The organism is Limnohabitans sp. (genome assembly GCF_040400975.1).
In the GTDB taxonomy this organism is placed as follows: domain Bacteria; phylum Pseudomonadota; class Gammaproteobacteria; order Burkholderiales; family Burkholderiaceae_C; genus Limnohabitans_A.
In genome coordinates this window covers 75,843-95,947 of the sequence record NZ_JBBAPF010000002.1, presented here as the reverse complement: position 1 = coordinate 95,947, position 20,105 = coordinate 75,843, and the positions used below count along the sequence as shown (strand labels likewise).

Here is a 20,105-nt window from a genome sequence, read left to right as displayed (position 1 = left end):
TTGATTCTGCAAGATGGGCCGATAACAGGCCAAAAAATTCAGTGCGCTGCCGATTCTTTGGGAGAATCATGCGCGACTGATTTGTTGGAGCCTGGCACCGACTTGCGGGCCAATAACGAGTACATGGTGGGCACCACAAAAATGGCCAGTACCGTGCCCAAGCTCATGCCGCCCACAATCACCCAACCGATTTGAGTGCGACTCTCGGCACCCGCACCGGTGGCCAGCGCCAGCGGCACGGCACCCAGCACCATGGCGCCAGTGGTCATCAAGATGGGCCTCAGTCGCTGGGCAGAAGCCTTGATCAAAGCCGCTTGCATGGCCATGCCCTGCTCACGCAACTGGTTGGTGAACTCCACAATCAAAATGCCGTGCTTGGTAATCAATCCCACCAGGGTGATCAAACCGATTTGGGAGTACACATTGAGCGAGCCACCCGTGTACTTGAGCGCCAGCAGCGCACCGATCATGGACAGGGGCACCGACAGCATGATCACAAAAGGATCGATGAAGCTCTCAAACTGCGCAGCCAACACCAAAAAGATGAACAGCAGCGCCAAGACAAACACAATCACCAAAGCCCCTTGCGAGTTTTTGAATTCGCGAGAGGTGCCGTTCAACTCGGTGGTGTAGCCAGGTTTGAGGACCTTGGCCGCGGCGGCATCCATGAAGGTCAGCGCCTCGCCCAGGGAATAATCCGGCGACAGGTTGGCCGTGATGGTCACCGAGCGCCGCTGACCAAAATGGTTCAACTCACGCGGGGCCACACTTTCGCGCACTTTGACCAAGCTGGACAAGGGCACCATTGTGTCGTTGCGGCCCCGAACCTGAATCACGTCGATGTCATCGGGCGTGTTGCGGGCCGAAGGCAGGGTTTGCACAATCACGTCGTACTGTTCGGCATCGCGCTTGTAACGCGTGACGACACGGCCTCCAAGCATGGTTTCAATGGTTCGCGCCACCACATCCACGCTCACGCCCAACTCGGCGGCCTTGGTGCGGTCCACCTCGACACGCAGCTCCGGCTTGTTCAGGCGCAAGTCCACATCGGGCGACAAGATGCCAGGGTTTTTGGCAACTTCATCCATCAACTGACGAGCGATCGCATTCAAATTTTGGTAGCTGTCCGAGGTCTGGATCACAAAATTGAGGGGCCGCTCGCGAAAGCCCTGCCCCAAAGAAGGCGGCGTGATCGGGAAGGCATTGATACCGGGCAAGCCGTTGAATTTGGCACCCAACTCGCGTGCGATTTCAAGCGTGGTGCGTTGACGTTGGTCCCAGTCCACGGCGCGGTACACCACGGTGCCTTGGCCTACGGTGGGGTTGCCCAAGTTGGCAAAAATGCGGTCGAACTCTGGATACGCTTGGCCCATCCTTTCGAGCGATTTAGCGTAGCGATCGGTGTACTCCAGAGTCGAGCCATCCGGGGCGTTGATGGTGGCCAAAATCGTCCCTCGGTCCTCCAAGGGTGACAGCTCTTGCTTCATGGTGGGGTAAATGACGCCAATGCCAATGCCCGAGGCCACCATGACCAACACCACCACCCAACGCGCACGGCTCAAGATCAGGGTCAGCAGGCGCTCATAACCCGAAGACAGACCCGTGAGCCACTTTTCCATAGAGCGGTCGAACCAGCCAGGATTGGGGTTGTGCCTGAGCAATTTGGCGCTGAGCATGGGCGCCAAGGTCAAAGCCACAAAGCCCGAAACCAACACAGCACCCGCCAAAGCCAGCGCAAACTCGCCAAACAACTTGCCAGTGCGTCCTGGCGTGAAAGCCAGAGGCGCGAACACAGCCGCCAAGGTCAAGGTCATGGCAATGACGGCAAAGCTGATTTCACGCACACCTTTGATGGCGGCAGAAAACGGGTCCAAGCCTTCTTCAATGTGCCGGTAAATGTTTTCCAGCACCACAATCGCGTCGTCCACCACCAAACCAATGGCCAAAACCAGCGCCAACAAGGTCAAGGTGTTGATGGTGAAGCCTGCCAAAGCCATCATGGCAAAAGCGCCGATCAAACTGACGGGAATGGTGATGATGGGAATGATCGACGCGCGGAAGGTGCGCAAAAAGACAAAAATCACCAGCGCCACCAAGACCACGGCTTCGAGAATGGTGTTGAACACGCTTTTGATCGACCGGTCAATGAACACCGAGTTGTCGTTGGCAATGTTGATGACCATGTCCCCCGGCAAGTCCGCCTTGAGCTTAGGAATCATCTCGCGCACGCCGGCTGACAACTCCAGGGGGTTGGCAGTGGCTTGACGGATGACGCCTGCTGAGATGGCCGATTGACCGTTCAAACGAACGGTACTGCGGTCACTGGCCGCACCTTCGCGAACTTGGGCCACATCCCGCAGCTTGACCGAAAACCCGTTGACGCTTCGGATCACGATGTCACCGAATTGCCCTGCGCGGTTCAGATCGGTTTGCGCAGAAACGCTGAACTCTCGGGTGGACGATTCGATCCGTCCCGCTGGCAGCTCCAAGTTATTGCGCCGTATGGCGTCTTCAACATCTTGCGGCGTCAATTTATAGGACGACAGGCGTGCATGGTCCAAAGACACCAACATGGCGTATTTGCGCTCACCAAAAATCCGCACGTCGGCTACACCCGTCACGGTTTGCAAGCGTGGCTTGACCACACGGTTGACCAAATCGTTGATCTGCAAGGCATTCAGTGTGTCGCTGGAAAATGCCAACCAGATGACAGGGAAAGCGTCAGCCTCCACTTTGGCGATGACGGGCTCTTCCACCGTTTGGGGCAAACGGTTGCGTACACGCGCCGTTCGGTCACGCACTTCAGCGGCCGCCGTGTCGGCGTCTTTTTCGAGGCGAAAACGAACGGTGATTTGGGACTGTTCGGCCCGGCTGATGGAGGTGATGACGTCCACCGCGTCGATGCCGGCAATCGAGTCTTCAAGGGGCTTGGTGACCTGGGATTCGACCACCTCCGCAGAAGCGCCAACATACCGCGTGGTGACCGTGACGGTGGGCTCATCGATCTTGGGGTACTCGCGCAGCGAAAGACTTTTGAAACTGACCGCGCCAATCAGCACGATCAGCAAGGACATGACCACGGCCAGTACGGGCCGCCGGATGGAAACTTCAGCGAGTTGCATCTGCGCCCCTCAGGCAAGGGTTCGGTCCCGCCATGGCAGCGTTATTCGCAGCGGCTGCTCCAGGTTTTCCTGCCGCGGCACCAGGGCGTGGCCCCGATGCACCCGCGCCTTGGGCAGCCGCGGTTGCAGGTCCAACACCCGGGCCAGCTGTGCCAGGACCACCACCTGCTCCGGGACCACCTGCTCCGGGACCACCTGCTCCGGGACCACCTGCTCCGGGACCACCTGTTCCGGGACCACCTGCTCCGGGACCACCGGCACCGGGCGGACCACCTGCGGGTCTGCCCCCACCGGGCTGAGACAAGTCAACCACCCGAACCACCGTGCCATCTTTTTGCAAACGCTGGTGACCGGCTGTGACCACTGTGTCGCCTGCCGACAAACCTTCGAGAATTTCAACCTTCCCCGGCAAACGCAAGCCCACTTTGACAGCCACCCGTTCGGACACTTTGACCTCGGGTTTGTCGCCTGGAACGATCTTGACCACAAAGGTGCGGCCACCCTGCGGAATGATGGCCTCTTCTGGAATGACCAAAGCGTTTTCACGCGAACCGAACACCGCATTGACGCGGGCAAACATGCCCGGGCGCAATTGCTGCTGGCGGTTGTCAATACAACCGCGCACACCCACCGAGCGGCCATTGGCATCGATCAAAGGGTCCACCGCCTGAATGATGGCGCTGAATGGCCTGCCTGGCAGAGCATCAACGGTCAGCTGGGCTTTTTGACCAGCACGGATCTTGGCCTGAAACCGCTCGGGCAGTCTGAAGTCCAGCAACACGGCATCGATGTCCTCGACGTTGACCATGTCTGCGCCGTCTTTCAGGTAATCGCCCACATTGATTTGTTTGAGGCCGGTGATGCCATCAAAAGGCGCCAGTACCTGCAAGCGCTGTAAGGTGGCTTGCGCCAATGAAAGCTTGGCGCGTGACACTTCCAGCGCCGCACTGCTTTCATCCAAAGACCGTTGGCTGATGAAGTTTTGCGCCACCAACTCCTGGTTGCGTTTGTGATTGGCCTCGGCGATCGACAACTCTGCACGGGCCTGGGCCAATTGGGCCTGTGGCAGCTGGTCGTCAAACTGCACCATCAACTGGCCTTTGCGCACGCGTTGGCCATCGTTGAAGAAAATTTGTTTGACGCGTCCGCCAACTTCCGGGCGCAGCATCACCCCTTGTCTCGAACGCAAACTGCCCACGGCTTGGGTCTCGTCCACCAAGGTCATGCTCTCCACCTTGGCCACCTCCACCGAAGTGGGGCGTGCGGGCCCACCACCTGCCGCAGGCCCAGGACCCGAGGGAGCGGACGCCGTCGCTGTCTTGCCAGCTTCAGCATCAGGGGCCTTGTTTTGCCACCACCAAGCCGCGCCGGACGCTATGGCAATGCCCAAAACCGCCAAAACTGTGTATTTCTTTTTGTAAGCCATTCGAATCTCTCTCAAAATGCGTGCTGCAAGACCGTGCCAATGTAACAGCGCAAAGGCAATTTCCCTACAGGCTGTGGGGGATGTTGGGCCGAATGGATGGGCTCGGCTGCGTCGACCGGCCTTCGGCTCAGGCCGTGCTGGATCGGCCCAAAGCCTTGTCTACGCCTTGATTGGCCAAGGCGTCAGCCCGTTCATTGCCAGGATCACCGTTGTGGCCTTTGACCCAGCGCCAATCGATGCGGTGTCCCGAAGAGGACACCACGGCGTCGAGTTTTTGCCACAAATCGGCATTTTTGACCGGTTGCTTGGCTGCGGTGCGCCAGCCCCGCGCTTTCCAACCGTGTATCCACTCGGTGATGCCTTTGCGCACATATTCGCTGTCCAAGTAGAGCGTGACTTGGCAAGGCCGCTTGAGTGCGGACAGGCCTTCAATGACTGCCGTCATTTCCATCCGGTTGTTGGTGGTATTGAGCTCGCCGCCACACAGCTCCTGAACATGCTGGCCTGATTGGAGCCGAACCCCCCACCCCCCCGGGCCGGGATTGCCTTTGCAGGCGCCATCGGTGTAAATTTCAACGGAGGTCAAAGACATCTTTCTCGGTCAAAGGTCGGCTGACCAGGGTGTCAGAACGTGCAACAGGTGCGGCCGAAGCAGCGGGCGATCGTACCGTGCGCCAAGCCTTTGCTGGCAAAAGACGCCCAGCAGGCACGCGCTTGGTGGCCAATAAAAGGTAGACCCCACCAAAAATGGGCCACCAGCGCTCGCCTGCTGTTTCCATCCAACGCCATCGCTGCATCCAAGCCTCGGTGGCCAATGCCGGTGTCCACCCCCCAAAACGGCTGACTTGAACTTCAAACCCCAACAAACGCAGCCAATCGCGCAGGCGCCGGTAGCCAATGAGGGGCTGCGACGTGTTGGACAAGAGGCGGCGTTGGCCAACACGCGATTGACGCCAACCCCAAGCGCTCATGGGGTTCAAGCCCGTGATCAACACGTGTCCCTCGGGAATCAACACCCGCTCGACTTCACGCAAACAGGCGTGCGGGTCGGCCGAACGCTCCAACGTATGGGGCAGCACCACCAGATCCAGGCTGTCGGCCTGCCAAGGCCAAGAGCGGCTGTCCAACCAAACATCGGGGTCGAACTTGGCAGATGGGGCGGCGCCATGCCATTCGAACTCCGCGCAAGCTTGCCAGCGGTGAGGCATGCGGTTTTGGCGCAAGGCTTGCAGCTCGGGCCAGCCCAACTGCACCGCGTGGTAGCCAAAGACGTCGGCCAACAACTGGTCGGCTTGGGCTTGCTCCCAAGCCAACAAGCGAGAAGCCACCGGTTGCCCCAAAGAGGCCAACCAAGCGGTCGTAGGGTCTTGGCTTTCTATAATGAAAGGCTCCATGAAACTCATAGCCCTGCCCGCTTTCGCAGACAACTACATTTGGTTGTTGCACAAAGACCGACACGCCTTGGTGGTCGATCCCGGCGACAGTGCGCCTGTGCTGGCCTGGATGCTAGAACATCCGGGAGTGGAATTGGACACGATTCTAGTCACGCACCACCATGCCGACCACACGGGTGGCTTGGTGGCCTTGGTGGCACAAACGGGTGCACGCGTGCTGGGCCCGGCTTTGGAAAAAATACCGGTGGCCTCGCAAGGCCTTCAGGAAGGCGACCATTTCGATTGGCATGGCTTGGGTTTTGAAACGCTGGAGGTGCCGGGACACACCTTGGGACACCTTGCTTTTTGGGCCCATCCTCAAGGCCAAGACCCGGTTCTTTTTTGTGGCGACACCTTGTTTTCGGGTGGCTGCGGTCGCTTGTTTGAAGGCACACCTGCGCAAATGTTGGACTCACTTGACCGTTTGGCTGCTCTCCCGGGCGACACCCGGGTGTGTTGCGCCCACGAATACACCTTGTCCAATCTGCGGTTCGCACTGACGGTCGAACCCGACAACGCCGCGTTGCAATCTCATTTTTCGTTGTGCACAAAGCAACGCGAACAAAACTTGTCCACACTGCCGGTGGCTCTGCAAACCGAACGTGCCATCAACCCATTCTTGCGCAGCCGTGAGCCTGCTGTTGCCGCAGCCGTGCGCCAGCAAGACCCTTTGGCCATAGACGATGTGAGCACCTTTGCGGCCCTGCGCCAATGGAAAAATATTTTTCAATGAACTTGTTTTCTTTGACTTTGGCCAGCATCACCCGCCTGCACGGGAGTTGGTTGTTGGCTTTGATCCTCAGCGGGTGTGCGACATCCACGCCCACCCCCGAAGTGGTCCACACCCCCGCTCTGCCCACACCCACACCCACAGCTGCGGCAACTGAGCAAACCTCTTCGGCCCCCACTGCGCCTGTTTTGACACCGTCGGCTCCTCCCATTTCTGCGCAACCATCTGATCGCGCTGTCGAACTGAAAGCCAATGCCCTGATGGGACTGCAGGCTCAAACCGACATTTGGGAGCGGATCCGAATGGGTTTTGCCATGCCCGATTTGGACAACGATCTGGTGCGCAACCGCGAAGTTTGGTATGCCAGCCGGCCTGATTATTTTTTGCGCATGACCGAACGCTCAAGGCCCTATATTTTTCACATCGTTGAAGAGCTAGAACGCCGCAAAATGCCCACCGAGCTGGCACTGCTTCCCTTCATTGAGTCGGCCTTCAATCCTCAGGCTGTCTCCAGTGCCAAAGCCGCAGGCATGTGGCAGTTCATGCCGGCTACAGGCAAATACTTCGACCTCAAACAAAATCTGTTCCGAGACGAGCGCCGCGATGTGCTGGAATCCACGCGCGCTGCGCTGGACTACCTGCAAAAACTCTACAACATGTTCGGAGATTGGCACTTGGCCTTGGCGGCTTACAACTGGGGCGAAGGCAGTGTGGGCCGCGCCTTGGCACGCAACCGGGCACAAGGCAAGCCCTTGACCTACAGCGACTTGCGCATGCCGGACGAAACGCGGTTTTATGTGCCCAAGCTGCAGGCGGTGAAAAACATCATTGCCCAGCCTGAGGCGTTCAAAACCGTCTTGCCACTCATTCAAAACCACCCTTTTTTCAAGAGCGTCCCGATCGACAAAGACATCGATGTGGAGATGGCCGCCAAACTGGCCAACGTCAGCTTGAAAGACTTCAAGGCCCTCAACCCGGCCATGAACCGCCCGGTGATTTTGGCGGCAGGTACCCCCCAAATCTTGCTGCCTTGGGACAACGCCACCGTGTTTGAAAACAACCTGCAGTCGCGCGCGGGCACCCGCTTGTCGTCTTGGACCGCCTGGTTGGCGCCTCGCACCATGAAGGCCGAAGATGTCGCCAAAGAGGTGGGCATGTCCGCCGAACAGCTGCGTGCGGTCAATGGCATTCCACCGCGCATGCTGGTCAAGGCGGGCTCCACCTTGCTGGTGCATCGCCCTCACCAAAAAGAAAACAATGTGGCCGAACATCTGGCCGACAACGGGCACTTGCTGTTGGCGCCTGAGGTGGTGTTGCGCAAGGTGTTCATATCGGCGCGTCAAGGCGACACCTTGGCCTTGTTGGCGGCGCGCCATGGTGTGACCGCTGCCAATTTGGCCACCTGGAATGACCTGAATCCCAACGTCAAGTTGACTGCTGGCAAGAAGCTGGTGGTGCTGGTGCCCTCCAAAGAAAGCAAGCGGTTGAGCAAAACAGCCCCAGCAGCTGGCAAAGGCAAAAAACCAAATTCCACCCAAGCCAAAACCGCTGCGAAATCGGCCACCAAAACTGCCCCCAAATCAACACAACGCACAGCCCAGCGCTGAGCCGAACGCCGAAGCTTGGGCGACTTAGCCCCCCATGCGCACCCTAAGCCGCTGGGTATTTTGGGCGCTGTTCGCGAACAGGTTGGTGAATGTGCGCTCGGGTGAAATCCGCGCCTGGGCATTGGTGCCCTTTAAAGCCGCGTGCGCTTGCCAAGCGCGGTGGACCTCCGCGCTTCGAATCAAGCCATCCACTGCGTAAGACTCCCGCAGTTTTTCAAAAGCGCCCAAATAAGCGGCGCGGTCCCATGACCAATGGCTGGGTGGCACGGTCTTCAAAATGTCCGTGAGCCCTGCAGAGGGCAACCACTTCAGCGCCAAAACCACCGCATCTGTCAAAGCTTGCACACGCTCGGGTTGGCGCTGCAAAAAGTCCGCATGTGCAAAAAGACTGGCCCCCGGTACAGCACCCCCCATGACTTGGCGTGTGCCTGCAAGGGTTCGCGTTTCACCCAGCAAACGGATTTCATTTTTTTGCTCCAGCCAGTGCATGATGGGGTCTGGATTGCACAAAGCATCGATGCTCCCGGCACGCAAGGCATCCAACACCCCCGTTGATGTACCGACCTCCACAAAAGCGACTTCATCCGTGGAGAGCCCATGGCGCCTGAGCCACTGACAAGCCATCCAGTGGGTGCTGGAGTCGAGCGCCGATACGCCCAAACGCGCACCACGAATATCGGCGAAAGATTGCCAAGATTTGCCGCCTCGTGTGCTCCCACCTAAACTGACTTGTGGGGTTCGGCACATTTGAACAAAGCTCATGAAAGGCTGCCCTTTTTGATGCAAGCCAAACAAATGTTCATACGCACCTGCCATCACATCGGCTTGGCCATTCAGCACACTTTGCACAGCTTGAGCCCCAGACTCGTGCGTTAGCCATTCAACCTGAATGCCCGACAAGCGAAAGAACCCCATGTGCTCGGCCACCGTCAATGGCAAGTGATAAAGGCTTTGATTCGCTGCCAAAGCCAACCTGATGCGGGCCAAGGGGCGTGCAGACTCGGATGGTGCCGCACGCAGGCCCGACACCGCGGTCAGCGAGCCCATGGCCGCCAACAACAATGAACGACGCGTGCGATGGTCTGGCGACACCTGTGATGCTCCTGTAGTGCGTACTCAGAGCATAGGCAAAGACGATGGTTTTGCCATCGGGACTGTTCCCAAGCGGGTTTTTACGGAGCCTCAGAAATGGCGCTGCAAGTCTTGCGGTCGTCAGGCCCTTGCGCACTGGCGCTGGTGTTCGTTCAGCGCCGGTCGACCAGTGCGTGGGCGATGGTGCCCAGGTCCACGTATTCCAGCTCGCTGCCCGCAGGCACGCCACGGGCTAGGCGCGTCACGCGCAAGCCTTGCTGGCGAATCATTTCCGAGATCACATGGGCGGTGGCTTCACCCTCGGCGGTGAAGTTGGTGGCCAAGATCACCTCGGTCAAGACACCATCGCCCACACGGTGCTTGAGCTTGGCCAGGCCAATGTCGTGCGGGCCGATGCCGTCGAGCGGGCTGAGCTTGCCCATGAGCACAAAGTACAAGCCCCGATAGGTGCCTGTGCGCTCAATGGCCGACTGGTCCGCCGGGGTTTCGATCACACACAGCTGGGTACGGTCGCGGGTGTCGTCCAGACAGGTGTCACACAGCTCGGCCTCGGTGAAGGTATGGCAACACGCGCAATGGCGAATTTTTTGTACCGCATTGTCCAGTGCCGCAGCCAACTGCCGTGCCGTAGCCCGGTCCTTTTGCAGCAGCTGAAAAGCCATGCGCTGGGCCGACTTGATGCCCACCCCCGGCAAACCCTTGAGTGCCTGCACCAAAGTGGCCAGGGCGTGTGTATCGGCCATCTTCAGTCGATCAGAAAGGCAGCTTCATGCCCGGTGGCAAACCGGCGGTGAGCTTGCCCATTTTTTGCTGCGAGACTTCTTCGGCCATGCGCACCGCATCGTTGAAGGCAGCGGCCACCAGGTCTTCCAACATGTCCTTGTCGTCGGTGAGCAAGCTGGGGTCGATGGTCACGCGGCGAACGCTGTGCTTGCAGGTCATCAGCACCTTGACCATGCCGGAGCCGGCTTGGCCTTCCACCTCGACGAAGGCGAGTTCGTCCTGGGCTTTTTTCAGGTTGTCCTGCATGGCTTGCGCTTGTTTCATCAGGCCAGCGAGTTGTCCTTTGTTGAACATGGGGTTTCCTTTGATAGGGATTGAAAAAAAGGATAAAAATCAGATCAGCTGAATGCTGCCAGGCACGATTTTGGCCCCGAAGTCGCGCACCATGGCCTGCACCAAAGGGTCGCTTTCAATGAGCGCCTTGGCGGCAAGCATTTGCTCTGAGGCTTTGACGGCCAGACGCCGGGCAGGGCTGTCGGTCACGGGGCCAATTTCGATGCCCAGCTGAACATCGCCATGGCCTGCGTCCTGCAAAGCCGTTTGCAATCGCTCGCGGCTGGCAGCATGGTTGAGGGTCTCGCGTTCCACGCGAAGTTGCCAATGTCGTGCATCCCGGCCCAACAGTTGGGACTGCAGAGCCAGTTCGCGCACCAAAGCGCTGATGGCATCTTGCGCCATCAGCCCTTGCACCAGCTCAAACCAAACATCGCCTTCAGGCGTAGTCTGCACAGCCGCGGGTGCGGACAGCGTGGGCACATCGGCGCGCAGCGAGGGCATGACCTCGCGCACGGGCAAAGACCGCAAACCGGGCGCTGCAACATGCGCCTGTTCAACAGATACCCCATGCAAAGGCTCGGTCTGTTGGATGGCCCGGGCATCGGCGTAGTCGGTGGTGTCGGGCCAGTCCTCCCATGCGGGCGGCTCGGACAGGATCGGTTCAGGCGGCAAGGCTTGCGCTCGGCTGATGACAGGTTCAGCGAGCGGCTCTGACGGTAGCGACCTGGCCATTGGTGCAGTCATGACTGGAGTCATCTCACAGGGTGCGCTTGCAGCTGGCACTGCTAGGGGTACTGACTTGGCAGCGGCTAGAGCGACAGGCGCTGCAGTATGGACGGCGTCAGGGGTGGCCCGCGGGCTGGTCAGCGGGCTTTTTTTTTCCGCCTTTCCCGTTTGGGGCTTGAAGGCCAACAAGCGCAACAGCACCATGGTCAGGGCCGCGTATTCGTCCGGAGCCAGACCCAGTTCGGTGCGTCCGTGCAAGCACAAACTGTAGAGCAATTGAGTTTCTTCGGCGGGCATCGCCTGAGCCAGATCGGCCAAGCCCAGGGTGTCAGGGTCGTCACCGTCTTGCGCCATGCTGGGCACCATCTGCATCACGGCCATGCGCTGCAGCAGCATGGCCATGTCTTCCAGCGTGGCCGCCGCCGACACGCCTTGCAACCGCAGGGCGTTGACCTGGTTCACCACGGCAGCGCCGTCGCCCTCGGCCAAGGCGCGGATCATGAGCATCACATGGCTGCGGTCCACGCTGCCGAGCATCTGGCGCACACCGGCTTCTTGCAGCTGACCGTTGCCAAAAGCAATGGCTTGGTCGGTCAGGCTGAGGGCATCGCGCATGGAGCCCCGGGCAGCTCGGGCCAGCAGGCGCAAGGCCAATGGCTCGGCGCTCATCTGTTCGGCGGCCAGCACCTGAGTCAGGTGTTCAAACACCGTCTCTGGGGCCATGGGGCGCAGGTTGAACTGCAGGCAGCGCGAGAGCACCGTCACAGGCACTTTTTGCGGGTCGGTCGTGGCCAGCACGAACTTCAAATACTCGGGGGGTTCTTCGAGGGTCTTCAACATCGCGTTGAAAGCATGCCCGGTGAGCATGTGCACCTCGTCGATCATGAAGACCTTGAAGCGCCCCTGCACAGGCTTATAAACCGCCTGCTCGAGCAGGCTTTGCACCTCGTCCACGCCCCGGTTCGAGGCGGCATCCAGCTCGGTGTAGTCCACAAAACGTCCGGCATCAATGTCGCGGCAAGCCTGGCACACCCCACACGGATCGGCGGTGATGCCGCCCTGCCCGTCTGCGCCTTGGCAGTTGAGCGACTTGGCCAAAATGCGTGACACGGTGGTCTTGCCCACGCCGCGGGTGCCGGTGAACAAATAAGCATGGTGCAGGCGTTGCTGCACCAAGGCGTTGGTCAGGGCTTGCACCACGTGCTCTTGCCCCACCATTTCGGTGAAATTGCGGGGGCGGTATTTACGCGCAAGAACGAGGTAAGACATGGGGCTTGATTCTATCGGGCTCCAGAACAGCCCGGCAGAGCTGGCCTAGAGCTCTTCGGACCCGATGGCGAGCCGTGTCTGGCCTCAAAGAAAGGGCGAACAGTCAAAGAGAAAACAGAGTTTGGCGTCGAGACAAGCCCAAGCTCGCCTACAATTCAACCCGACGGGCCTTCCCGCATGGTGAAGCGGCCAACCGGGTCAGGTGGGGAACCAAGCAGCCCTAACTGTGAATCCAGTGCCGGGGTCAAGGCTCGTCACCTTTTTTATCGTTCAAGACCTGCACGGGTCTTATTTCTATAACGACCTAACCCTGCGCATGCTCTGTCCATGCGAGGGTTTTCACCAGCAGATCAAGCCAGGCGACGACCCAAAGTGGCGAAAGAACGCTTTTTGTCGCTGTTGACGCCGATACGGGGAGCCGCGGTGCGAACAGCGCTGGTCAACATGTCAGCCACCAACACGTCTGCACGGGCGTGAGGGCCGTGTCGGTCGGTTTCGAAAGCCAGACGGGTGGTGTTGGCCATTTGAGCGACGAAATTTTGCGGGTAATCCCTGACGGAAAATCCACGCAAGGTCATGACCTTCATGAATGCGTTAGCGGCCTCTTCGATGGCACGCTGGTATTCTTGGCTGGCTTCTGGCGTCATGTCGACCTCTTGGGTTGGATGTATTGATTGACCCACCTTCAACGCAACAGATCCCGCCTTCGCTGACACGATTTGTGTTGGAGTGTTACAAATTTCTCAAAATACTTTGGCCTGCATGCCAACCACTGGCCAAACTGGCCGTCAACAGGTAACCCCCGGTTGGGGCTTCCCAGTCCAACATCTCACCCGCACAGTAGACGCCCGGACGGCAAAGCACCATCAATTCGGGGCTCAAGGCCTCCAAGGCGACGCCTCCTGCCGTGCTGATGGCCTCGGCCACTGGGCGCGCTTGTTTCAAATGCAGCTTTAAATTCTTCAGGGTCAAGGCCAGAGCTTTTGGATCGGCCAATTGCTCGGGGGTACACAGCTCGTGGACCAAGCCCATCTTGACACCATCCAGCCCCAAGCGACTCTTCAAATGGCTCGACAAACTCTTGCTGCCTCGTGGCCAAGCCACCTCGGCAAGCACTTGCTCGGGGGTCTTGTGGGGCAGTAAATCCAACACCAGATGGGCTGCACCTCGGTTCAAGTCTTCACGCAAATGAGCGCCCGCAGCGTAAATCAGGCTGCCCTCTACGCCAGTATCGGTGACCACAAACTCGCCTTGCCTTGAAAACCTAGGCGGTGCATCCATGACTTGATCGTGGCCTGCATCCACCCGCAAAACCACTGATTTCAAAGGGTGCCCCGAAAACTTGGTTCGGAAAAAATCGGTCCACCCCAGGCCCTCGCGGCCCTGCACATCGAAACCACAATTGGCCGCTTGCAAGGGCAACACGGCCACCCCTTGTTCGGCCAAAACCGGGACCCAAGCACCGTCAGAGCCCAAATGCGGCCAACTGGCGCCCCCCAAAGCCAACAAGGTGGCTTGGGCTTGAACCCGGTGAAAGCCGTTCGTGCCCGTCGGCTCGAACACCAAATGATTTTCCGCCCAACCCAGCCAACGGTGCCGCATGTGAAATTGCACCGGCACGCCTGCCTGAGGGTGTCGCAAGCGGTGCAACCAGGCCCTGAGCAAAGGCGCGGCTTTCATTTCTTCCGGAAAGACGCGGCCAGAGGATCCGACAAAGGTCTTGACCCCCAAGCCGTGGGCCCAATCTCTGATCACCTGCGCATCCATGGCATCCAGCCATGAACCCACGGGCGCTTCGCGATGGCCAAAACGTGTCCGAAACAGCTCGCTTGACTCAGCATGCGTCAAATTCAAGCCCCCTTTGCCGGCCAACAAAAATTTACGCCCCACAGAAGGCATGGCATCAAACAAATGCACCGAGACGCCGGCCCGAGACAACACTTCGGCAGCCATCAAGCCTGCGGGGCCTCCCCCCACAATGGCCACATCGACGCACAACAAAGGGGTCTCAACAAAATCGGTGGACAGGTTCGAAAGGGTCATCGGCGTGAAGCTTGACCTCGTCACTGCAAGGAACGAGAGCGGCGGGTTTCTGTCAAAATAGATGCAACTTTAGCCGCATCTGCATTGTTCACAAGGAAAAGGCCATGGCCAGCGATTTGATCAAACACATTACCGACGCCACATTTGAAGCCGACGTGCTTCAGGCCAGTCAACCCGTGGTGGTTGACTTTTGGGCCGAATGGTGCGGCCCCTGCAAAATGATTGCCCCCATCCTCGACGAAGTGGCCACGGCCTACGAGGGCAAATTGCAAATCACCAAAATGAATGTGGACGACAACCGCGACATTCCCGCCAAATTCGGTATCCGCGGCATCCCCACACTCATGATCTTCAAAGGCGGTCAACTATCGGCCACCAAAGTGGGTGCCATGAGCAAGTCCCAATTGACCGCATTCATCGACCAGCAACTGGCTTGATGCGGTCATGCCGTCCGGCTGGACCGGACGGACTCCCCACAACCGGGCTTTGGCGGCCCATTTTTTTGTTTTCGAGGCCGCACGAAAACCTGTCATAATTTCCAGCAGGCAACCCGAACACGGGACAGCGCCAAGACTGCTGGAAGCACAAGCCCCCATCCTCGGGCGGCATCCGGTTCAGAACATTCCACCTGGTTATCTCCTAAAACGGTTCACAACGAACCGATTTGCCACAGGCTCCATCCCATGCATTTGAACGAACTCAAGGCACTTCATGTGTCCGAACTCCTGAAGCAAGCCGACACGCTCGAAATCGAGAACACCGGCCGCATGCGCAAGCAGGAACTGATGTTTGCCATTATCAAAAAACGTGCCAAAGCAGGCGAACAGGTGTTTGCCGATGGCGTGCTGGAAATCTTGCCGGATGGTTTTGGCTTTTTGCGCAGCCCCGACTCCAGTTACACCGCCAGCACCGACGACATCTACATCAGCCCCAGCCAAGTTCGGCGTTTCAATCTGCACACCGGCGACATGATCGAAGGCGAGGTGCGCATCCCCAAAGACGGCGAGCGCTACTTCGCCTTGACCAAGCTCGACCAAGTCAACGGTGACTTGCCAGAGAACAACAAACACAAGGTCATGTTTGAAAACCTGACGCCCCTCTTCCCCAAAGAGCAAATGCGTCTGGAGCGTGACATCAAGGGCGAAGAAAACATCACCGCCCGCGTGATCGACATCATCGCCCCGCTCGGCCGTGGCCAACGCGCCTTGATCGTGGCGCAGCCCAAGTCGGGCAAGACGGTCATGATGCAGCAGATCGCTCACGCCATCACCGCCAACTACCCCGATGTGCACCTGATGGTGTTGCTGGTGGACGAGCGCCCAGAAGAAGTGACCGAAATGCAACGCAGCGTGCGCGGCGAAGTGATCTCCTCCACCTTTGACGAACCCGCTTCGCGCCACGTGCACGTGGCCGAGATGGTGATCGAACGCGCCAAACGCTTGGTGGAATTGAAAAAAGACGTGGTCATCCTGCTGGATTCGATCACCCGCCTGGCCCGCGCCTACAACAACGTGGTGCCTTCTTCGGGCAAAGTGCTGTCTGGCGGTGTGGATGCCAACGCATTACAGCGCCCCAAGCGTTTCTTTGGTGCTGCCCGCAATGTGGAAGAAGGCGGTAGCTTGACCATCATCGCCACGGCACTGGTCGACACCGGCAGCCGCATGGACGAAGTGATCTTTGAAGAGTTCAAGGGAACCGGTAACTGCGAAATTCACCTTGAGCGCCGTTTGTATGAAAAACGCGTCTTCCCGGCGATCAACCTGAACCGCAGCGGCACCCGCCGTGAAGAAATGCTCTTGCAGCCCGAAGTGCTGCAAAAAACCCGCATCCTGCGTCAATTCATGTACAACATGGACGAAATCGAAGAAATGGAGATGGTCTTGAAGAGCATGAAAGCCACCAAGAACAATTCCGAGTTCTTCGACATGATGCGACGCGGCGGCTGATACCCTATAATCCACAGGTTTTGCGGAAAGTGCTCTCAGATAGGCTGCAGAGTGGCTACCGTAGCGAAAGTTAAAGGATTTCCCCATGAAAGACGGCATTCACCCCAACTACCGTGAAGTTTGCTTCCAAGACATGTCCAATGGTTTCAAGTTCGTGACCCGTTCATGCGCCAACACCAAAGAAATGATCAAAATGGAAGACGGCCGCGAGCTGCCTTGGTACAAGCTGGACACAACCAGCGAGTCGCACCCCTTCTACACCGGCACCCAAAAGTCGGTCGACAACATGGGCGGCCGTGTGGAGAAATTCCGCAACCGTTTCGGCAAGGCCACCACCATCGCCAAGTAATTCGCGCATTGGTGTTCCCCGAAAGGGCAGCCCGGGCAACCGGCCTGCCCTTTTTGCATGGTCCCCTGTTACAGACTGCCCTCATCAGCCTGCTTGGTTTTTAAAATAGGCCTCTCAAATACGGCCCCGACCCACTCGATCTCTGCACTGTCCGTGAACCACACCACCCCTGCCATCGTTGCCCAAAGCGCTGTTCGGCGACTGCCCCGTCTGGCCTTGCTGCTGTTGTGTGTGGCCTACGTGCTGGCTGGTTTTTGGGGGCGCGAGCCTTGGAAATCACAAGATCTAGAGGCTCTAGGCTACATGCTGCAGCTGGCCCAGCCAGCTTTAGGCGAAGTTTCCAGCTGGTTCCGGCCCAGCTTGTTGGGTCAACATGACCCACAACTGGCCTTGTTGCCTTACTGGCTGGGCGCAGCGTTTTTGTACGGCGCCCCCGCCGGTTGGGAAGATGTCTTTGCGCGGATTCCTTTCATCGCCATGTTGGCACTGACCCTGGCTGCCACCTGGTATGCCGTCTACGCCTTGGCCCGTAACCCCGCAGCGCAACCCGTGGCCTTTGCATTTGGGGGTGAAGCAAAACCTGCGGACTACGCCCGCGCCTTGGCCGATGGCGGTTTGCTGGCCTTGTTGGCCTGCCTGGGTTTAGCCAGATTGGCACACGAAGCCACCCCGGCACTCAGTCAGCTTTGCTTCGCCTCCCTGATTTTTGTCGGTTTGGCCACACTACCGCGATGGCGTTTGCGCAGCGGGGTGGCTGTCAGCGCTGGCATGCTCGGCCTCACGCTTTCTGGGGCACCCAGCCTTGCACTGTGGCTGGGAATTGGCGGCTCTGTATTGAAAGTACTCGGTCAAAGCGATCCCGCGCAAGCTCGCCTGCGCATGCTCGATTTGGGCTTATTGGCTTTGCTGTGCCTGTTTTGTACCACCACAGCGGGCTATCTGGATCTTTGGCGGTGGCGTATCGAGTCGCACACCTTGTTGGATCTGGGTGCACTGACCAAGCTCATGCTGTGGTTCACATGGCCCGCTTGGCCATTGGCGGCCTGGTCTTTGTGGCGCTGGAGGTCCCAACTCTCGCGCGGCTGGCGCTTTCCGCACTTGGCTTTGCCATTGTGGTTCACCGCGGTCACCGTGGTCGCCACTTGGTTGACCGGCATGTCAGACAGCGCACTTTTGCTGGCCCTGCCGGGAATTGCCGCTTTGGCCGCATTCGCTTTGCCCACTTTGCGACGCAGCTTGGGTGCTCTGATCGACTGGTTCACATTGTTGTTTTTCAGCTTTTGTGCCCTCACCATTTGGGTCATCTGGATCGCCATGCAAACTGGATTTCCAGCCAAGCCTGCGGCCAACGTCGCCAAACTGGCCCCGGGATTTTTGCCAGAGTTTTCCATCATGGCTTTTGGCTTGGCTTTGCTGGCCACCCTGGCATGGGCTTGGTTGGTGAAATGGCGCATCGGCCACCACCGAGCAGCCATCTGGAAAAGCATGGTCTTGCCCGCATCCGGTGCCGTTTTGTGTTGGTTGTTGCTCATGAGCCTCTGGCTTCCATTGCTCAACTTTGCACGCAGCTACGTCACCACGGTTCAAAAAGTACAGATGGTCACGGGGACGGCGTCCTGTTTGCAATATGCCGGCATCACACAAGCCCAAGGCGCAGCACTTTTATTTCATGCGCAAGTCCGACTGCAAGCGGCTCAAAAACCCCACAGTGACTGCCCATGGCTGGTGATGGACGAGCGCAACCTGCCCCTGCTCGAAGACAAACTCAAAGCATGGGGTTGGACCCAAGAAGCCAAAGCACAACGGCTTGGAGACCGCAGCGAAAGCTTGCTGGTTTTTCGTCCGACCCTTGACCCCCTGAGTCAGCCCCCTCTTTCACCCGCGCCCAAGCCCGATTGAGCCATGTCTGAATTGCGCACCATCAGCCGCCATGCAGGCACCGTGCTGGTGGGCCAATTGGCCGTGATGTCTTTTGGCGTCGCGGACACCCTCATCGCGGGCCGCTACAGCCCCCATGCACTGGCGGTGCTGTCCCTGGCATCGTCCATTTACATCAGCATTTATGTCGCGCTCAACGGCATGCTGCAAGCTTTGCTGCCGGTCTGGGCCGAATTGCACGGCGCCAACCGCCCACTCGACATTGGCCGCTCCGTGCGTCAAGCCCTTTACATCGCCTCGGGCGCTGCTGCCCTGGGCATGGCCGGCTTGTTGTTTCCAGACCCTTGGCTGTCCTGGACCCAAGTGCCCCCGGAACTGTGGCCCGATGTTCGCGCCTACTTGCGCGTGTTGGCCGTGGCTTTGGTGCCGTCTTTGCTTTTTCGCATGTACAGCACCCTGAACCAAAGCTTGGGCTACCCCCGTTTGGTGACCTGGTTACAAGCCGGTGCATTGCTGGTCAAGATCCCACTGTCCGTGGTCTTGACATTTGGCATCGGCGATCAGGCAGGCATGGGCGTGGTGGGTTGCGCCTGGGCCACTTTGGCGGTCAACACCCTGATGATGCTGACCGGACTTTGGTTGCTGAAAACCCAAGACATTTACCGTCCCTACCAACTGTGGCGATGGCCAGAAAAAGCGCAATGGCCCGTCATCCGACATTTTTTGCGCATGGGCGTGCCGGCAGGCCTGTCCATCATGGTGGAAGTCACCTCTTTCACGCTGATGGCCTTGTTCATCGCCCGATTGGGCTCGGTCGCCTCGGCCAGCCACCAAATAGCAGCCAGCTTGGCGGCCGTGCTTTACATGGTGCCCCTGGCTTTGGGCATCGCCAGCAGTGCGCGCACCGGGTATTGGTTGGGCGCAGGCGATGCCCGCCGGGCACGCCAAGCAGCCGGCATGGGCATTGGCCTGGCCATTGGCGCTGCGATAAGTTGCGCATCTCTTTTGCTGCTGCTTAGCGACAGCATTGCCCAAGCCTTTACCAACGACCCCTTGGTGGCTCAAGCCGCCGTGGTTTGGTTAGGCTGGGTGGCCCTGTACCACCTGGCCGATGCTGTGCAAGCGGTGTGCGCCTATTTGTTGCGTTGCTACCGCATCACCATCGCACCCTTGCTGATTTACGCAGCATTCTTGTGGGGCCTCGGCCTTTATGGCGGGTACCTTTGGGCCTATGACCACAGCACGCTGAACGGGCTGATCAACTGGACGTCCCGGCCCTCAGTGGATGCCTTTTGGATCAGCAGCAGCTTGGCGCTGGCCGCGGTGTCTTTGATGTTTGCGGCTTTGGTCTGGCGGGTTAGCAGAATTGCCAAAAGCGAACACTCAAACCCCTGATCTAAGCTGCCAAGTGGCTTGCGACAAGGA

Annotated in this window: 17 protein-coding genes and 1 other RNA gene; 8 read left to right on the top strand and 10 right to left on the bottom strand. The window is 58.7% G+C overall.

Features of this window, described 5'->3' with window-relative positions; translation table 11 throughout:
• Positions 1-38 precede the first annotated feature (38 nt).
• From ABWQ00_RS02390 to ABWQ00_RS02375, 4 genes are all read right to left on the bottom strand, one after another.
• Entirely contained in the window at positions 39-3,122 is a 3,084-nt protein-coding gene (locus ABWQ00_RS02390) for an efflux RND transporter permease subunit (RefSeq protein ID WP_353237063.1), read from the bottom strand.
• On the bottom strand, positions 3,109-4,548 hold the full coding sequence (locus ABWQ00_RS02385) for an efflux RND transporter periplasmic adaptor subunit (protein ID WP_353237062.1): 1,440 nt from the start codon (positions 4,546-4,548) through the stop codon (positions 3,109-3,111). Before ABWQ00_RS02385 ends, ABWQ00_RS02390 begins: the two co-directional genes overlap by 14 nt.
• Before the next feature lie 127 nt (positions 4,549-4,675).
• The gene (gene rnhA / locus ABWQ00_RS02380) at positions 4,676-5,134 is read right to left on the bottom strand and encodes a ribonuclease HI (RefSeq protein ID WP_353237216.1); all 459 of its coding nucleotides are present in this window, start codon (positions 5,132-5,134) and stop codon (positions 4,676-4,678) included.
• Positions 5,121-5,942 carry a class I SAM-dependent methyltransferase gene (locus ABWQ00_RS02375; RefSeq protein WP_353237061.1) on the bottom strand — a complete coding sequence of 274 codons (822 nt, stop codon included), beginning with the start codon at positions 5,940-5,942 and terminating at the stop codon, positions 5,121-5,123. The genes rnhA and ABWQ00_RS02375 overlap by 14 nt, the downstream gene beginning before the upstream one ends.
• Between ABWQ00_RS02375 and gloB the strand changes: the two genes are divergently transcribed.
• Together gloB and ABWQ00_RS02365 are read left to right on the top strand one after the other, a co-directional pair.
• Positions 5,941-6,714, top strand: coding sequence for a hydroxyacylglutathione hydrolase (gloB, locus tag ABWQ00_RS02370; RefSeq protein WP_353237060.1), 774 nt, complete (start codon positions 5,941-5,943; stop codon positions 6,712-6,714). The genes ABWQ00_RS02375 and gloB overlap by 2 nt on opposite strands.
• Positions 6,711-8,318, top strand: coding sequence for a transglycosylase SLT domain-containing protein (locus tag ABWQ00_RS02365; protein ID WP_353237059.1), 1,608 nt, complete (start codon positions 6,711-6,713; stop codon positions 8,316-8,318). Before gloB ends, ABWQ00_RS02365 begins: the two co-directional genes overlap by 4 nt.
• A gap of 24 nt (positions 8,319-8,342) precedes the next feature.
• Here ABWQ00_RS02365 and ABWQ00_RS02360 read toward each other — a convergent pair whose 3' ends face one another.
• The 4 genes from ABWQ00_RS02360 to dnaX all read right to left on the bottom strand — a co-directional run bounded on the left by ABWQ00_RS02360 (position 8,343) and on the right by dnaX (position 12,464).
• Positions 8,343-9,410, bottom strand: coding sequence for an ABC transporter substrate-binding protein (locus tag ABWQ00_RS02360; protein ID WP_353237058.1), 1,068 nt, complete (start codon positions 9,408-9,410; stop codon positions 8,343-8,345).
• 152 nt (positions 9,411-9,562) lie between these two features.
• A complete protein-coding gene (gene recR, locus ABWQ00_RS02355) occupies positions 9,563-10,153 on the bottom strand; it encodes a recombination mediator RecR (protein WP_353237057.1) in 591 nt (196 codons plus the stop codon).
• A gap of 10 nt (positions 10,154-10,163) precedes the next feature.
• The gene (locus tag ABWQ00_RS02350; RefSeq protein ID WP_353237056.1) at positions 10,164-10,487 is read right to left on the bottom strand and encodes a YbaB/EbfC family nucleoid-associated protein; all 324 of its coding nucleotides are present in this window, start codon (positions 10,485-10,487) and stop codon (positions 10,164-10,166) included.
• A 39-nt stretch (positions 10,488-10,526) separates the two neighbouring features.
• Positions 10,527-12,464, bottom strand: coding sequence for a DNA polymerase III subunit gamma/tau (dnaX, locus tag ABWQ00_RS02345; protein WP_353237055.1), 1,938 nt, complete (start codon positions 12,462-12,464; stop codon positions 10,527-10,529).
• 162 nt (positions 12,465-12,626) lie between these two features.
• Between dnaX and ffs the strand changes: the two genes are divergently transcribed.
• Positions 12,627-12,723, top strand: an RNA gene (ffs, locus tag ABWQ00_RS02340) — signal recognition particle sRNA small type.
• Between the two features lie 91 nt (positions 12,724-12,814).
• Here the strand turns inward: ffs and ABWQ00_RS02335 are convergent.
• Positions 12,815-13,111 carry a hypothetical protein gene (locus tag ABWQ00_RS02335; RefSeq protein ID WP_353237054.1) on the bottom strand — a complete coding sequence of 99 codons (297 nt, stop codon included), beginning with the start codon at positions 13,109-13,111 and terminating at the stop codon, positions 12,815-12,817.
• An 85-nt stretch (positions 13,112-13,196) separates the two neighbouring features.
• Positions 13,197-14,507, bottom strand: a complete 1,311-nt coding sequence (locus ABWQ00_RS02330; RefSeq protein ID WP_353237053.1) for a BaiN/RdsA family NAD(P)/FAD-dependent oxidoreductase — start codon at positions 14,505-14,507, stop codon at positions 13,197-13,199.
• Positions 14,508-14,611: 104 nt separating this feature from the next.
• Here ABWQ00_RS02330 and trxA point away from each other — a divergent pair, with 104 nt between their 5' ends.
• From trxA to ABWQ00_RS02305, 5 genes are all read left to right on the top strand, one after another.
• Positions 14,612-14,944, top strand: a complete 333-nt coding sequence (gene trxA / locus ABWQ00_RS02325; protein WP_353237052.1) for a thioredoxin TrxA — start codon at positions 14,612-14,614, stop codon at positions 14,942-14,944.
• Positions 14,945-15,190: 246 nt separating this feature from the next.
• Positions 15,191-16,453 carry a transcription termination factor Rho gene (rho, locus tag ABWQ00_RS02320; RefSeq protein ID WP_353237051.1) on the top strand — a complete coding sequence of 421 codons (1,263 nt, stop codon included), beginning with the start codon at positions 15,191-15,193 and terminating at the stop codon, positions 16,451-16,453.
• Positions 16,454-16,538: 85 nt separating this feature from the next.
• Positions 16,539-16,802: a type B 50S ribosomal protein L31 gene (locus tag ABWQ00_RS02315; protein ID WP_353237050.1), complete on the top strand. Its 264-nt coding sequence runs from the start codon at positions 16,539-16,541 to the stop codon at positions 16,800-16,802.
• 153 nt (positions 16,803-16,955) lie between these two features.
• Complete coding sequence (locus tag ABWQ00_RS02310) at positions 16,956-18,701, top strand: hypothetical protein (protein ID WP_353237049.1); 1,746 nt, start codon at positions 16,956-16,958, stop codon at positions 18,699-18,701.
• Between the two features lie 3 nt (positions 18,702-18,704).
• Positions 18,705-20,075 (top strand): MATE family efflux transporter, encoded by a 1,371-nt coding sequence (locus ABWQ00_RS02305; protein WP_353237048.1) that lies wholly within the window; start codon positions 18,705-18,707, stop codon positions 20,073-20,075.
• Positions 20,076-20,105: the final 30 nt, after the last annotated feature.